Annotated in this window: 14 protein-coding genes; 11 read left to right on the forward strand and 3 right to left on the reverse strand. The window is 61.5% G+C overall.

The annotated features are described in order from the left end of the window. Positions 1 to 72 precede the first annotated feature (72 nt). The 9 genes from ACO08A_RS03425 (at position 73) to ribB (ending at position 8352) form a co-directional block, all read left to right on the forward strand. Entirely contained in the window at positions 73 to 1530 is a 1458-nt protein-coding gene (locus ACO08A_RS03425) for an MFS transporter (protein ID WP_422039839.1), read from the forward strand. Positions 1531 to 1604: 74 nt separating this feature from the next. Continuing rightward, positions 1605 to 1991, forward strand: coding sequence for a hypothetical protein (locus ACO08A_RS03430; RefSeq protein ID WP_422039840.1), 387 nt, complete (start codon positions 1605 to 1607; stop codon positions 1989 to 1991). A gap of 35 nt (positions 1992 to 2026) precedes the next feature. Further along, complete coding sequence (locus ACO08A_RS03435) at positions 2027 to 2548, forward strand: copper chaperone PCu(A)C (protein WP_422039841.1); 522 nt, start codon at positions 2027 to 2029, stop codon at positions 2546 to 2548. A gap of 22 nt (positions 2549 to 2570) precedes the next feature. Beyond that, a complete protein-coding gene (locus ACO08A_RS03440) occupies positions 2571 to 3197 on the forward strand; it encodes an SCO family protein (protein WP_422039842.1) in 627 nt (208 codons plus the stop codon). A gap of 32 nt (positions 3198 to 3229) precedes the next feature. Next, a complete protein-coding gene (locus ACO08A_RS03445; RefSeq protein ID WP_422039843.1) occupies positions 3230 to 3361 on the forward strand; it encodes a hypothetical protein in 132 nt (43 codons plus the stop codon). 48 nt (positions 3362 to 3409) lie between these two features. Next, positions 3410 to 4150, forward strand: a complete 741-nt coding sequence (locus ACO08A_RS03450; protein WP_422039844.1) for a TlyA family RNA methyltransferase — start codon at positions 3410 to 3412, stop codon at positions 4148 to 4150. Positions 4151 to 4606: 456 nt separating this feature from the next. Continuing rightward, entirely contained in the window at positions 4607 to 5839 is a 1233-nt protein-coding gene (locus tag ACO08A_RS03455) for a class I SAM-dependent RNA methyltransferase (protein WP_422039845.1), read from the forward strand. 3 nt (positions 5840 to 5842) lie between these two features. After that, the gene (locus ACO08A_RS03460) at positions 5843 to 6955 is read left to right on the forward strand and encodes a class I SAM-dependent methyltransferase (RefSeq protein WP_422039846.1); all 1113 of its coding nucleotides are present in this window, start codon (positions 5843 to 5845) and stop codon (positions 6953 to 6955) included. A 77-nt stretch (positions 6956 to 7032) separates the two neighbouring features. Then, on the forward strand, positions 7033 to 8352 hold the full coding sequence (gene ribB / locus ACO08A_RS03465) for a 3,4-dihydroxy-2-butanone-4-phosphate synthase (protein ID WP_422039847.1): 1320 nt from the start codon (positions 7033 to 7035) through the stop codon (positions 8350 to 8352). A gap of 65 nt (positions 8353 to 8417) precedes the next feature. On the opposite strand, the gene yghX is transcribed toward ribB, so the two are convergent. After that, positions 8418 to 9323, reverse strand: a complete 906-nt coding sequence (gene yghX, locus ACO08A_RS03470) for a YghX family hydrolase (protein ID WP_422039848.1) — start codon at positions 9321 to 9323, stop codon at positions 8418 to 8420. A gap of 144 nt (positions 9324 to 9467) precedes the next feature. Next, positions 9468 to 10316, reverse strand: a complete 849-nt coding sequence (locus ACO08A_RS03475) for a LysR family transcriptional regulator (RefSeq protein WP_422039849.1) — start codon at positions 10314 to 10316, stop codon at positions 9468 to 9470. A gap of 95 nt (positions 10317 to 10411) precedes the next feature. Between ACO08A_RS03475 and ACO08A_RS03480 the strand changes: the two genes are divergently transcribed. After that, positions 10412 to 11176: a TSUP family transporter gene (locus ACO08A_RS03480; RefSeq protein ID WP_422039850.1), complete on the forward strand. Its 765-nt coding sequence runs from the start codon at positions 10412 to 10414 to the stop codon at positions 11174 to 11176. A 23-nt stretch (positions 11177 to 11199) separates the two neighbouring features. Here ACO08A_RS03480 and aroC read toward each other — a convergent pair whose 3' ends face one another. Further along, a complete protein-coding gene (aroC, locus tag ACO08A_RS03485) occupies positions 11200 to 12285 on the reverse strand; it encodes a chorismate synthase (RefSeq protein WP_422039851.1) in 1086 nt (361 codons plus the stop codon). 315 nt (positions 12286 to 12600) lie between these two features. Here aroC and ACO08A_RS03490 point away from each other — a divergent pair, with 315 nt between their 5' ends. Beyond that, positions 12601 to 14868 carry a putative bifunctional diguanylate cyclase/phosphodiesterase gene (locus ACO08A_RS03490; RefSeq protein WP_422039852.1) on the forward strand — a complete coding sequence of 756 codons (2268 nt, stop codon included), beginning with the start codon at positions 12601 to 12603 and terminating at the stop codon, positions 14866 to 14868. Positions 14869 to 14873: the final 5 nt, after the last annotated feature.

A 14873-nucleotide genomic window follows, 5' to 3' on the forward strand; every position in this document is an offset into this window, starting at 1 on the left:
GGCTGGTGATCAGGATCAATCGCGTCGGCCCCGACCGGCGCTTTTGTTTTTCACCATTTCCAGGGGTCGACCATGGCTCAGACGCTCCTTTCCGTCTCCGCACTCTTGCTGTCGGTTGCGTTGCTCATTTTCGGGCACGGCCTCCAGACGACCCTGCTGCCGCTCGCGGCCGACCGCTATTATTTTACCGACTTCGAGATCGGGGCAATCTCGTCGGCCTACTTCGTCGGGCTTGTGCTGGGCTGCCTTGCCGCGCCGCTGCTGATCATGCGCGCCGGCCATATCCGTGCCTTTGCAGCGCTCGTCTCGCTGATGTCCGGGGCCGCCATCCTGCACCCGGTGATCATCGACCCCTACGCCTGGTTCATCATCCGCGTCGTTTCGGGCTTCAGCCTTGCCGGGTTCTACATGATCGTCGAAAGCTGGCTGAACGAGAGTGCGACGAACGAGAATCGCGGCACCATCATGTCGATCTACATCGTGATCGTCTTCGGGTCCCTGATCCTGGGACAGGTCTCGATCGCAAGCATGAGCATCGCATCCTTCGTCCCCTTCGCGGTTGCCTCCGTGGCCCTGAGCCTTGCCGTGATGCCGATTTCGCTGACCACGGCAACGCAGCCGGCGCCGATCACGCTGGTGCGCTTCAGGCCGATACGGCTCTACCAGACATCGCCGGCCGCCTTTGTCGGGATTCTCCTGATCGGGATCTGCCAGGGTGCGGTTTTCACACTTTCGCCGCTCTACGGATCGCAGATCGGGCTGTCGACGAACCAGTCCGCCTACTATGCGGCGGCCATCATCGGCGGCGGCATGATCGCCCAATGGCCGGTCGGACGTCTTTCCGACCGCGTAGACCGCCGTCTCGTGCTCGTCGGCCTCGGCGTTGCAACGACAGTGGCGTCACTTGCCATCGTGTTCTTCTCGCCGACTGCGTTTCCGATCGCGGCGATGACCGCGGTTCTGGTCGGGATGTTCACCCAGCCGCTTTACGCGATCGCCGTGGCGCACGCTTTCGACCATGCGGCCCCTGAAGATTTTGTCGAGACCTCCTCGGGCATGCTGCTCTCCTTCGGCATCGGATCGATCATCGGCCCGCTGGTCGCCTCGCTTGTCATGGGACAGATCGGTCCGTCCGGCCTCTACGTGATGATCGGCACCGTCAGTCTTGCGATGGCGGCCTTCGTTCTCACCCGCGTGCTTACGCGGCAGGCGCTCACCGACGACGAAAAGACGGACTTCGAATACGCGGCCACGGCCCAGGTCGGTTCGGTCATTTCCCCCGAGCCGCTTGATGCGGAGGCCGAGGAATACGTCATTCCGCCGGAAGAGTTTCCGGCCTACGAGGACGATATCTACAATTTCGACACGGGCTCCGACGAGAGCGAGGAGTCCGGAGACGCAAAAGACGCTGAGGCAAAGGTGGACGCAGCGCCGGGCGAGACAGCGGAAGAGGCAGACAAGGCAAAGCCGGCATACGGCACAAATGCCGATGATGCCGCGCCTACGAAAACGCCCGAAACCAGGTCCTGACCCAGTGCGGATGTGCCTGCGCGGTTTCGCCCCTCGACACGCCAACCGAACGGCCCTATAGCCGTGTCATGGCCATGCGTGGTGAAAATCTTCAACTGCTGAGGCGTGAGCGTCACCCCCTGGTGGCGCTGGCGACGCTGGCGTTCACGCTGCGCCTGTGTCTTGTCATCCTGGCCAGCGCGCTCGCTCCGGAATTCGCCGCGGCAACGGGGTTGACGAAGCTCTGCCAAACCTCGGGCGAACAGCATTCACTTGCGTTCCATGACCCGGCCGTCTGCCAATGCGGACCTGCCTGCGTGCATGGATGCTCGCTTGCCCCGGCTGTGCCGGCGGGCACGGCCGCGCTTTCGGGGAACGGTCTTGCGGCGAACGGGGCCTTTCCCGAAGCGGGCCGTGACACGCGAACCGCCCTTTCTGGTCGCGTCACCGCAATCCGGGCGCCGCCATCCTCCTTGATCTGACCCTGTCTCAAAACTTCAGATACCAAGGAACTGTCATGAAACTCTGGACTTCGATCGCCGCAGCGACGGCGCTTACACTTGCATCCCTATCTGCCACCGCCGCCGACTACAGTGCCGGCGACCTCTCGCTGTCCAAGACCTGGACACGCGCAACCCCGCCCAAAGCGAGGGCCGGCGGTGGTTTCGTCGAGATCGTCAATACCGGCTCGGAAGACGACCGCCTTGTCTCGGCCTCCTCGGACGTCGCCAAAAACGTCGAACTCCATGAAATGGCGGTCACCGACGGCGTGATGAAGATGCGCGAGATGGAGGGCGGCATCGAGATACCGGCAGGGGAAACCGTGACCTTGAAGCCGGGGGGCCTGCACATCATGTTCATGGGACTGAACCAGCCGTTTACGGAAGGCACGACTGTTCCCGTCGTGCTGACCTTTGAAAAGGCGGGCGACGTCGCCATCGAACTTGACGTTGCCAAGATGGGCGCGAAATCGATGAAACACGGCCACGGTGATCACGATCACGGCAGCCACGACCACAAGAACCACAGCAAAAACTGATTTTGCCAGAAGAGGAAACGCCATGTCCGGTTTGAAACTCTTCCGATATGTGGCCTGGGCGGCGGTTGCCGTCCTTGCCGCCGCATCCGGCTTTCTCGTTTATCAGCAGACCGTGGGAAACGAGAATTCAGGCTCGCTGATCGAACCCCTCGCCGCCATCGGCGGCCCGTTTGAGCTTGTCGACGGCAACGGAGAAACGGTTACCGATGCGACCTTCGCCGGCAAGCCGCTGGTGCTGTTCTTCGGTTTCACCTATTGCCCGGATGTCTGTCCGACGACCCTTTCCGAACTGCAGGGCTGGATCGAGGCGCTCGGGCCTGATGCCGAAAAGCTGAACTATGCGTTCGTGACCGTGGATCCCGAGCGCGATACGCCCGATGTGATGCGGGACTACGTCTGGGCTTTCGACAAGCGCATTGCGCCCCTGACCGGGTCACGTGAACAGATCGATGCCGTCATCAAGGCCTATCGGGTGTATGCCAAGAAGGTTCCGCTTGACGACGGCGACTATACGATGGACCATTCTGCCGCCGTGTATCTGATGAATTCGGACAACAAGTTTGTCGGGACCATCGCTTATGCGGAGGCCGAGGAAACGGCCCTGCAGAAGCTGCGCCGGCTGATTGCCAACGCACCGGCTTCCAGCTGAGGACCAGAGGACGCAGACACGATCCGATGCGCATGCCGCTCTACATAGGATTGACCGCCGGCGCGACAGGCCTCGTCGCGCTGTCGGTGGTCCTTTGGCTCTATGCCGGAGAGCGGGTCTATGCGGACCGGCTGCTGTCCGCGATCGCGAGCTGTTTCGGCTGAACCGCGCTCTTCATCTCTTTCGTGCAGACACTGCCTGAAAGGCCGGCCATGTCTTCCAAACGCCTCGACCAGCATCTCGTCGACACCGGCCTGTTCGCGAGCAGGGCCCGGGCACGTGACGCGATTCTGCGCGGCACCGTGCTCATGGACAGGACGGTGTGCAAGAAACCGGCGCAGAAAGTGACCGAAGGCGTCTCGATCGAGGTCAACGACCCTGCCTCGGCCTATGTCTCGCGTGCTGCGCTCAAGCTGCTGGAAGCACTGGAACGGTTCAAGGTCGAACCGGCGGGGCGGATCTGCCTGGATATCGGTGCGTCCACCGGCGGCTTCACGCAGGTGCTTCTTCAATATGGGGCAGCAAAGGTTCATGCGATCGATGTCGGCCACGGCCAGTTGCATGAAAGCCTCGCATCCCATCCGGGGGTCACCGCACAGGAGGGTGTCAATGCGCGTGACCTCACGAGCGCGCACCTTGGCGGCGACACGCCGGAACTCATCGTGTCCGACGTCAGCTTCATTTCGCTGAAGCTTGCCCTGCCCCCGGCGCTTGCGCTGGCCGCCGAAGGTGCTGAAGGCATCTTTCTGGTCAAACCGCAATTCGAGGCGGGCAAGGACAGGATCGGCAAGGGCGGCCTCGTCGATCCCGACATTGCCGAAGAGACGGCGCGCGGACTGCAGATGTGGCTGTCATCCGTTCCGGACTGGGAAGCGGGCGACCTCGTGTCCTCACCCGTCAAGGGCGGAGACGGCAATGCCGAGTGGCTGCTTTATGGGAAGAAAGCGGGCTGATCTGACGGCAGTGGCCCACGCGCGGCTCAGGTTCCGGATCAGGTCCGAGACGGGGCTGGGTGCTTGTTGAGAGCTTGAAGCGAATCCACACCGTCACGCAATGTCACCTCGGCCTCGAGCCGGGGACCACTCGCCGATCAGCTTGCCGAAGGGTCTGAATTGGCTGCGGTAGCGCAACAGATCACACCAGTGTTTCTGCAAATGAGTAGGCCCCGGATCTCCGCTGCGCTGCGTCCGGGGTGACAGCTGAAAGCTGAACAAAATGCCGCCGTCCTCTCGTTGCCGCCTCTGCACTGGGCCGGGCCTCCTTGGCAGGTGCTGCTCAGGTCCCGGAGCTGGTTGTCACGGGCGCGGGGGCTGTTCAGGAATGGCCGCTGAGCCAGAATTCACCAACGACATTCAATTAGGCGTGCGCCATAGCTTGCCCCCGGGAAGCGTTGGCGGTATCGCTCGCTCATGAGTGAGAGAGAACTGACAATCAGCGAACTCGGCCACCGGGGTGACGGGATCGCGCAGACGGATGCCGGCCCGGTCTACGTCGCGGGTGCCCTGCCGGGCGAGGTCGTCACGGCATCGGTCGCCGATGGCCGCGCCAGAAACCCGATGTTCAAGTCCTTTTCACCGGACAGGATCACGCCGGTCTGCAGGCATTTCGAGACCTGCGGCGGCTGTACCGTTCAACATCTAGCGCCGGCACCTTATCTCGCCTGGAAACGCGCGCTGGTGGAAAAGGCGCTGCGCGACCGCGGCATCGAACCCGACGTTTCCGACACCGTTGCCGCGACCGCAGGTGGACGGCGCCGCGCCGTCTTTGCGGCAACGCGCGCGGGACGGCACACACTGCTCGGATACCATGAAAAATCGAGCCACAGGCTGGTCGATATCAGGGAATGCCCGATCCTCGACCCCGCCATCGTCAACGCGCTGGACGGCTTGAAATCGCTGGTGTCGGAGATCCTGCCCCGGAAAGGGGAGGCCCGATTGACGGTGCTGAACACCACGGCGGGGCTGGATGTCGCGATCGACAAGGCGGACAAGGCCTATGAGCGCAAGATCCCGGCCCTGTCGCAAAAGACGATCGAGATGGACCTTGCCCGGCTGTCGATCAACGGCGAGGTTCTTCTGGAGGTTCGTCCGCCGATGCTGGACATGGACGGCATCGGTCTTGCCGCGGCACCGGGCGGTTTCACCCAGGCGACGCTCGCGGCCGAGGCCGCACTCTCGGAGCTTGTGATTGACGGCGTCGGCAAGGCCCGGACGGTTGCGGATCTCTTTTCAGGGGCCGGCACCTTTGCGCTGCGCCTTGCGCGGCAAGCCAACGTGCACGCCGTGGAGGGCGATGCAGCGGCGATCGCCGCCTTCGACAAGGCTCTGCGAAAACCGCGTGGACTGAAGAAGGTCAGTTACGAACGGCGCGACCTGTTCCGACGGCCTCTGGTGCTGGAAGAACTGGAGCCCTTCGATGCGGTCGTCTTCGACCCTCCGCGCGCCGGGGCACAGGCGCAGGCCGAACTTCTCGCGAAATCCAAGGTCAGGACAGTCGTTGCGGTCTCCTGCAATCCGGCAACCTTTGCACGCGACATACGTCTGCTCCTGGATGGCGGTTACACGCTTCAAAGCGTCACACCGGTAGACCAGTTCCTTTATTCGCCCCATATTGAAGTGGTCGGTGTACTGATCAGGGAGTGATCCATGGCTAAGGCAAATGACGATGAACGCGTGTCCAGCGGCGGCCGCAGCCTTCCCCCCGTCATGAGCCTTGCCCGGCGCACCCGTTACGCATTGCACCAGGGGAGCCGTGTTGCGCTCTACACGCTTCACTCCGAAGCCATGCGCCGCATGAACAAGCGCATACAGAAAGAACTTCCCGAGACACCGAAGGTCGTTCCGGAGGGCCCGGTTCCCGGCCAGAGGCGGATGCTGGCGGACATTTTCAAGCTTTTTGCCGACGACCTGAAAGCAGTTGAGGATGGCCTTTATCCGATGCCCTCGGACGGAACGCTCTCGCCGCGCGAACTGCTCGACACCAGCCGCGCATTTTTCAAGGACGTGCCCGAGGTGGCGCGGCGGCGGGCGACGGGTGCTCACCAGGAGGTGAACGAGGAAGTTTCAGGGTTTGCCGAAGCGCTGCCGCGCTACTACCGGCAGAATTTTCATTTCCAGACGGATGGCTGGCTCACCGAGGACAGTGCCAAGCTCTACGATTTCCAGGTTGACGTCCTGTTCTCTGGCGCGACGGCAGCGATGCGCCGCAAGGCGCTGCTTCCCTTCGCACACATCCTGAAGCAGAAGGACCAGCGCAAAGTCGTCTATGCCGACGTTGCCTGCGGAACCGGTGGCCTGCTGCGCCCTGCCCTCAAGGCCTTTCCCAGACTGCGGGGCATCGGGCTGGACCTCTCGGAGCCTTATCTGAACGTTGCGCGGGAAAGGCTGAAAACGCATCGCGCAAGCCATGTCACCGCCATGGCCGAGAAACTGCCATTTGCCGATGCCTCGGTCGACGTTGTTTCCTGCGTGTTTCTCTTCCACGAGTTGCCGCCCAAGATCCGGCGCCAGGTGATTGCCGAGATTTCCCGGGTTCTGAAGCCGGGCGGGTCGTTCCTGTTCGTCGACAGCCTGCAGACCGGCGACGTGCCGGATTATGACGGTCTTCTGTCGGTGTTCCCGCAGCTTTTCCACGAGCCCTACTACACATCCTATCTCAGGGAAGACCTGACGGGCCTTTGCGCGGAACAGGGGCTGGAAGAGCGATGGATGGTGCCTGCCTTCGTGTCGCGCGCGGCAGAATTCGTCAAGGTAGCCTAGACCTACCTTTCAGTGTCACTGAAAATTCTTCCAAGTTTGTCTTGTGACTGAATTCGTTCGCGCGTATATGCGTGAAGATGAGACTCGATCAATGGCTTTTGCAGACTGGTGAAGGACGGAGCGCATTCGCGCGCCGGGCCGACTTGTCGCCTGCGTCTGTATCGGCCCTTTGCAACGATCCGAATGTCTGGGTGTCGCGGGAGATGGCCCGCAAGATTGCCATTGCGACCGATGGCGCCGTCACGCCCAATGATTTTCTCGGACTGTCCACAACCAAGGAGCATCCCGTGTCCCAGGCCCGTGTCGCAGAAGCAATCCGCGCGTTCGAACGTGGAGAAATGGTGGTCGTGACCGACGATGACGACCGCGAAAATGAAGGCGACCTGATCGTCGCGGCGTCCAAGATCACCTCCGAACAGATGGCCTTCATGGTCCGGCACACCTCCGGCATCATCTGCGCACCGATGACGGTCGCCAATGCGCGCCGGCTGCGCCTCGACCCTATGGTTGCGGAAAACGACGCACCGCTCGCGACCGCTTTCACCATCTCCGTCGACTACCGGCAGGGGCTGACGACCGGCATTTCCGCAGAAGAACGTTGCGCGACCGTCCATGCGCTCGCAAACCCGAATGTCGCTGCCGACGATTTTGTCCGGCCCGGCCACATCTTCCCGCTGGTCGCCAAGGAAGGCGGCGTGATGATGCGCTCCGGGCATACGGAGGCAGCCGTCGATCTCTGCCGTCTTTCAGGCCTTGAAGAGGTCGGTGTGATCAGCGAACTCGTCAATGACGACGGCACCGTCAAGCGGGGGACACAGGTAGCGGAATTCGCGTCCGAACACGATCTCAAGATGGTGTCGGTCTCGGACCTGATCGCCTGGCGCCAGCGCACCGAACGCATGGTCGAGCGTGTGAATGAGCAACCGGTCGACACCATTGCAGGCCCTGCTTACGCAATGACCTATTCAACGCCCTATGATCAGATGCACCACCTTGCCATCGTCTACGGAGACATTCTGGACGGACGCAGCGTGCCGGTGCGGCTGCAGCTTGAATCGGTCCTGGACGACGTGTTCGGCGAGGCACGTCCCCTTGACATGATCATGAAGCACTTCGCCGAGCGCGGGCGCGGCGTCATCGTTTTCCTGAGAGAAGGATCGGTCGGGGTCGCGCGCCAGTCGCGCCGTGCCCGCTCAGACTTCGAAGCCGCCGAAACGGAAGAACACGGGTCCGCGCAGGCAAGGCAGGAACAATGGCGGGAAGTCGGTCTCGGCGCGCAGATCCTGAAAGATCTCGGTGTCAGTTCCATTCGCCTGCTGGCCTCGCGCGAGCGGCACTATGTCGGCCTGGAAGGGTTCGACATCAAGATCGACGAGACGGAGATCCTCGACACCTGATGCTGAGGAAAGACCCTTGAAAGCAAGCGGGTGCGGGATAAGTTATCCCGCACCCGCTTTCCATTCTACATCAGGTGTTCCTTGAAGAACGCAACCGTGCGTTCTTCCGCAAGCTTGGCGGCCTCCGGGTCGAAGCGCGGCGTCGTGTCGTTGTGAAACCCGTGATTGACGCCCGGATACATGTGGGCGACGTAGTCCTTGCCGTTCGCCTTGAGCGCTTCCTCGTAGGCTGGCCAGCCGGCATTGATGCGTTCATCCAATTCGGCAAACTGCAGCATGAGCGGCGCCTGGATGTTCGGGACATCGGCCGCGTCCGCCTGACGTCCGTAGAACGGCACGCCGGCGGCCAGTTCCGGATAGGCAACCGCGATCGCGTTGACGACACCGCCGCCATAGCAGAAGCCGACCGCGCCGACCTTGCCCGTGCTGTCGTCGCTGTTGAGCAGATACTCGAAGCCTGCGAAGAAGTCGTTCAGGAGCTTTTCCCTGTCGACGGTGCGCTGCAGTTCACGCCCCTTGTCGTCTGTGCCCGGATAGCCGCCGACCGATGTCAGGCCGTCAGGGGCCATCGCCATGAACCCGGCCTTGCCGAGCCGGCGGGCAACGTCCTCGATATAGGGGTTGAGGCCGCGGTTCTCGTGTATCACCAGCACTGCCGGCAGCTTTCCGGTCGCGCCCGCGGGTTTCACCAGATAGGCATTCACCTCGCCATGGCCGTTCGGCGACGGATACGTGATCCGCTGGGTTTCTATGGACGCATCATCAGGCTCGACCTGCTGGGCAAGCGCGTAGTCAGGCGACAGCTGATCGAGGAGCATGGCCGCCGTCACGCCCGCAACGGCGAACTTTGCCGCGCCGTTCAGGAATTCGCGTTTCGTGATCTTGCCATGGGCATAGTAATCGTAGAGGTCCAGCAGTTCCTGGGGGAAGTCCTTCGCCGTCTTGCGGCGGACCGGGGTCATGTCGTTCATCACGTTGCTCCCTGAATTGTGCGAATGTGTACGCAGTCCCGCGATCATCTTAGTCAAGTTCCACTAGGTCCGGCAGGATTTTCTGTAACGGTTTGTATCAGAGCAGACTGCTCGTCAGCCTTGCACACACGGCTCAAGCAACGTTCAGGAAAACAGCTCTTCGATCCATCGGCTGACGGCCAGCATGCGGGCAAGTCCGGCCTGATCGGCATGCTGCATCAGCCAGACCTCCCGCTGCAGATCCGGCTTCGGCGCGTCCAGCATCTGGAGGCGATGATCCGTTCCGGCGAGCCTTTTCGGGATAATGGATCGTCCGATGCCCGCCGCAACCGCTTCAATCACGCCCTCCAGGTCACTGGGACGAATTCTGGCGATCGCAGCCCCCTCACCTTTCAGATGATCGGCCATCCAGCGCGCCTGAGGCAGGAAGCTCATGTTCTCGTGATACGTGATCCAGGGCAGGTCTTCGGCGCAGACGCCTGCCGGTCCGTAGGCAGCGTGCTCGAGAACCGCAATCCGCCGCGCGGTCACGTTCTGCCCGCCGTCACGGGGACGGCCGAGGCGGATCGCCATGTCGGTTTCCCGCCGTGTCAGGCTGACATTGCGTATCTCGGAGGCCAGGTGCAGCTCAATTCCGGGATGCCGTCGGCAAAAGCGGCTGACCTGCGGCATCAGGATCCTGGTATTGACCACGGGCACCGACGAAATCCGGACCATGCCCTCCTCGGCCAGCCCGGCTCCCGTCAGTTCAGAGGTCAGCACGTTGAGGGAGGTTTCCAGCGTTTCGCCGTAGGTGACCGCCTTCTGGCCGGCGGAGGTCAATTCCAGAGAGCCGCTGGCGGACCTTTCCAGCAACTGTGTTCCAATTTCCTTTTGCAGCGCCGTCAAGCGCCGGGATACGGTCGTGGCATCAACGCCCAACCGGTCCGCTGCGGAAGACAGGGACCCAGCGCGATAGAACGCGAGGAGGTATTTCAGATTTTCCCAGTTCATGACTGCATTATTGCAGCTCCAGTCTGCAATTTCGATTATTTACTTGCGTTTATGCAGCCTGCTAGAAGGCAACTCGTCCAATCGGAAGAGTAGCAATGCTAGAGGATCTGAGCGTCTGGACCGGGCTGCCGCCGACGCAACTCATCATTTGTGCCGTGATCGTATTCATCGCAGGGCTGGTACGCGGCTTTGCCGGTTTCGGTCTGTCGGCGGTTCTCATGGCGAGCATCGTCGTCTTCATTCCGCCGGTCGAACTGATCCCGGTCTGCTTTCTGCTGGAGGCGGCGGCGAGCCTCGCCATGTTCCGCGGCGGGCTGAGAGACGCCGACATTGGAACCGCGGCCATCCTCGCGATCTGCAGCGCCCTCGGTGTGCCGCTCGGCCTCGCCCTGACCACGAGCATCGACGTGGACCTTTCCAAGCTGATCGCGCTCGTGATCGTTCTTTCGCTCACGATCCTTCAGCTCATGAAGATCAACATCCTTCCCGCATCGCAGAAGGTCGCCCTGCCGGCCACGGGCATCGCAGCCGGCATCGTCAGCGGACTGGCCGCGGTCGGCGGCATGGTGATCGCCCTTTATGTCCTCGCCTCACCCAAGAAAGCACGGGAAATGCGCGGTTCCCTCGTGCTCTACCTCTTCTTCGGAATGCTGACGTCGTCCGTGACGCTTTACCTGTTCGGCGTTCTCGAAGGGGACGCGATCACGCGCGGGGCGGTCTTCTCGCCTCTCGTCCTCGCTGGCGTCTTTGCCGGCAGCAAGCTGTTCAGCCGCAGTCTCGATCAAACCTACCGGCGGGCCTGCCTGTACCTGCTTGTGGCCTTCGCAAGCGCAGGCCTCGTGCGCCTCGTGATCTTTTGAGCGGCGGCGCTAGGGTCCGTACCCTAGCCGACCTGGCCCCTGTGACGCAGGAAGTGATCAGCGAGCACGCAGGCCATCATCGCTTCCCCGACCGGTACCGCGCGTATGCCGACACATGGATCGTGACGACCCTTGGTCATGACATCAACTTCCTCGCCCTTGCGGGTGATGGACTTGCGCTCTGTCAGGATGGACGAGGTCGGCTTGACGGCGAACCGCACGACCAGCGGATCCCCGTTCGAAATGCCGCCAAGAACGCCGCCCGAATTGTTGGTCAGGAACACCGGCCTGCCGACATCGTCCACGCGGATCTCATCGGCATTTTCCTCGCCCGTCAGGCTGGCGGCCTCGAAGCCGTTGCCGACCTCGACGCCCTTCACGGCATTGATGGACATCATGGCCGCCGCCAGATCGGTATCAAGCTTGCCGTAGATCGGCGCGCCCCAGCCGGCGGGCACGCCTTCTGCGACAACCTCGATCACGGCGCCCACCGACGACCCGGCCTTGCGCACGGCATCGAGATAGTCCGCCCAGTTGGCGGCGGCATCGGCGTCGGGTGAAAAGAACGGATTGTTGTCGACCTCGGCCCAGTTCCAGTTGCCTCGATCGATCTTCCGTTCACCGACCTGAACCAGCGCGGCCCGGACCGTGACGCCCTGCAGAACCTTTCGGGCCACCGCACCGGCGGCGACCCGCATGGCGGTTTCGCGCGCCGAGGAGCGGCCACCGCCGCGATAGTCCCGGATTCCGTATTTGGCGTCGTAGGTGAAGTCCGCGTGTCCCGGGCGGAAGCGGTCCTTGATCTCGGAATAGTCCTTCGAACGCTGGTCGGTGTTCTCGACCAGGAGCGAGATGGGCGTCCCGGTGGTCTTCTGGACCCCGTCCTCGTCAACCATCACACCGGACAGGATCTTCACCTCGTCCGCCTCGCGTCGCTGTGTCGTGAAGCGGGACTGTCCGGGTTTACGTTTTTCCATGTAGCCCTGGATATAGGCTTCGCTCAGCGGAATAAGCGGCGGGCATCCATCGATGACACAGCCGATCGCCGGACCGTGGCTTTCTCCCCAGGTCGTGACGCGAAACAAGTGACCAAAACTGTTGTGCGACATGAAAACTTCCAGAACTGCAGCGAAAAAACATCAGGCGCGAGCGATAAGCCAAAGCGGCGGCAAGCTCAAGCCCCGGCGAAAATTTGCCGCGTGGCGGCAGAATTGCATGCAGGGACTAAGATCAACCAATTGTGAAGCTTTTCAAATTTTTTTATTAAGTAAATATTAGATATTCATCCGGAATCGATCAAAATAAAATGAACTCTTCTTTTCACCATTACTGCGACAAATTGCATTTATTCTGTATTTTTTTGCCAATCTTTAAGGCTCAGGTTCTATCAATTCCCCACAGGAATGTGGTTTTGGGGCACAAAAGTGCATATTCGTGGTTGGCTCACAGGTCTGATCGTTTTCTTGCTGGCACCCTGCCTGCTGTTCGCATCCCTGTGGTTTCACAGCAAATTCGAAGACGTCGGCTCGATCGATCGCAGTCTGGAGGGGTTGAATCTCATCCAGGCACTTGGGCCGCTCATGCAGGAAAAGGCGTTGACCGGAGAGGTCAGCCAGCCAACTGAAATGCTCGTGCGGCAACTCGCATCGTTCGACACCGCTCCGCAAGAGGCAAGTCTCGTTTCCGAATTTGCGGCCTTCCTGCACGAGCCAGGTGTTCCCGATGCCCTTCGCAAGGCAAGATCTGTTGCGTCGCTCATTGCGCACCAGTCGAACCTGAGTTCTGCATCAACCTATGAAACGTCCGAGCTGCCGCATCTGATCAGCCACACGCTGCTGACGGTGGTCATCGAAACGTCGGTGATGGTCCAAAACGGCACGATGCTCTCGGCCAAGGACACGATCAACACCTGGGACAAGATGCTGGTGCCCGTACAGGGAGGAAGTTTCAAGGTGGCCGCGGACCATGCGTCACGCGCCACGAAGCAACATTTCAACCGGCTCTCCGGACCCAACGCGGCAACCCTTCAGGACAAGGCCGCCGCCTACCGGTCGGCGAACCTCGTCTATCAGTCGGCGGGCGCGAAGCTGCTGTCTTCGACGATCAAGGGCGAAACCGGCGCAGACATCCAGAACGAACAGCTGAACGCGGTGCAGCCGGATTTCGCCCGCACGATCTTCGCCCTGTGGGAGGAAACCGTCGACTATCTTCACGCGGACCTGCAGCACACGCGCGCGGAAACGATCTTCGCCGTTGCCCTCGCGGGTCTCGTCGGCGGCCTCGTCATCATTGCGGCTTTCGCCATTGCCGTTGCCCTCAGCCGCGCCCTAGCCGACCGCACGCAGCAGGAGTTCGAAAACCTCGGGTTCCACGATCCGCTGACCGGCTTGCCGAACCGGCGCGCGCTGCTGAAGAAGCTGCGCTCCCTGGCCGACCGTGAAACCGAAGACCAGCTGGGGCTCCTGATCCTGGATCTCCGACACTTCAAGAAGATCAACGACCTCTATGGCGATCAGTCCGGTGACACCATATTGCGGGACGTTGCAGAACAGCTCGTGCAATACGCGGAACCGGAAGACTTCCTGTGCAGAACCGGCGGCACCGAGTTCATGCTGTTGCGGCCCGATCTGTCCGGCACGGCAGACTTTGAAACGCTGCCTGCAAAGATCATCCGCGACCTTGCTACCGAACGCGAGCTCAACAGCCAGAAAATGGTTCTGGAATCGAACGCGGGACTGGTCATCAACCGGCCCGGCGATCCCGTTTCGGACCAGTTGCTCGTCGATGCGGAACTGGCCCTGCGTTCAGCCAAGCAGAAGGCACCGCGCAAGTTCGCCCGTTTCACCTCCGAAATGCGGATCGCGTTCGAGGAAAACGGAGAAATCGCCAAGCAGCTCCTGAAAGCGCTGGATCGGGGCGACGTCGTGCCCTGGTTCCAGCCGCAGATTGATCTTGGCACCGGCGACGTGGTTGGAGCCGAAGCCCTCGTTCGCTGGCTGGACAACGACAAGATCCACTATCCGGGATACTTCCTGCCCGCAGCACAGGAAGCCGGGTACATGGAGCGGATCGAAGACATTGTCCGCCGGAAGACACTCGAGTTTGCCGCATCTCTGGCGGGCTCATCCCGGCGCGACGTGCATTTCGGGCTCAACATATCCGCGGACATCCTCAGCAATGCGAAAGCCGTGGACAGCCTTCACCGCCAGGTCATCGGCACAGGCCTCGACCCGTCCCTGGTCAGCCTGGAAATTCTTGAAGCCGTGATGATCGACGAAGACAAGGCCGCGCCGATCAAGTCGAACATCGCGCACCTGTCCGATCTCGGCTACTTCATCGAACTCGATGATTTCGGAACAGGCCATTCCAGCATCTCCAGCCTCAGGGACCTGAACATAAATCGGGTCAAGATCGACCGCAGTTTCGTCTCGGACGTCGATACCAAGCCCGAACTGCAGAAGTTCACCAGCGCCCTGATCAATCTTGCCAAGAGCCTTGATATCAGCGTGCTCGCGGAAGGCGTCGAAACCGAAGGCGAGCGCGCCTGGCTCAAGGAACACGGCTGCGACGTGATCCAGGGTTTCCTGGTTTCAAAAGCCGTGCCGGAGACCCAGCTGGGTGCGATGATCCTGAAAAACAAATTCGCCGCCCCCCTGACGGCGATCGACGGACGAAGCTCCGCGGCCGGCTGAAGCGG

This window comes from Roseibium sp., assembly GCF_965232425.1.
GTDB lineage: Bacteria > Pseudomonadota > Alphaproteobacteria > Rhizobiales > Stappiaceae > Roseibium.

Coding starts and splice junctions, on each gene's coding strand:
- yghX (WP_422039848.1), bottom strand. CDS start 9,323: ATGAACGACATGACCCCGGTCCGCCGCAAGACGGCGAAGGACTTCCCC.
- ACO08A_RS03450 (WP_422039844.1), top strand. CDS start 3,410: ATGTCTTCCAAACGCCTCGACCAGCATCTCGTCGACACCGGCCTGTTC.
- ACO08A_RS03480 (WP_422039850.1), top strand. CDS start 10,412: ATGCTAGAGGATCTGAGCGTCTGGACCGGGCTGCCGCCGACGCAACTC.
- ACO08A_RS03445 (WP_422039843.1), top strand. CDS start 3,230: ATGCCGCTCTACATAGGATTGACCGCCGGCGCGACAGGCCTCGTCGCG.
- ACO08A_RS03455 (WP_422039845.1), top strand. CDS start 4,607: ATGAGTGAGAGAGAACTGACAATCAGCGAACTCGGCCACCGGGGTGAC.
- ribB (WP_422039847.1), top strand. CDS start 7,033: ATGAGACTCGATCAATGGCTTTTGCAGACTGGTGAAGGACGGAGCGCA.
- ACO08A_RS03475 (WP_422039849.1), bottom strand. CDS start 10,316: ATGAACTGGGAAAATCTGAAATACCTCCTCGCGTTCTATCGCGCTGGG.
- ACO08A_RS03440 (WP_422039842.1), top strand. CDS start 2,571: ATGTCCGGTTTGAAACTCTTCCGATATGTGGCCTGGGCGGCGGTTGCC.
- ACO08A_RS03430 (WP_422039840.1), top strand. CDS start 1,605: ATGCGTGGTGAAAATCTTCAACTGCTGAGGCGTGAGCGTCACCCCCTG.
- aroC (WP_422039851.1), bottom strand. CDS start 12,285: ATGTCGCACAACAGTTTTGGTCACTTGTTTCGCGTCACGACCTGGGGA.
- ACO08A_RS03435 (WP_422039841.1), top strand. CDS start 2,027: ATGAAACTCTGGACTTCGATCGCCGCAGCGACGGCGCTTACACTTGCA.
- ACO08A_RS03425 (WP_422039839.1), top strand. CDS start 73: ATGGCTCAGACGCTCCTTTCCGTCTCCGCACTCTTGCTGTCGGTTGCG.
- ACO08A_RS03460 (WP_422039846.1), top strand. CDS start 5,843: ATGGCTAAGGCAAATGACGATGAACGCGTGTCCAGCGGCGGCCGCAGC.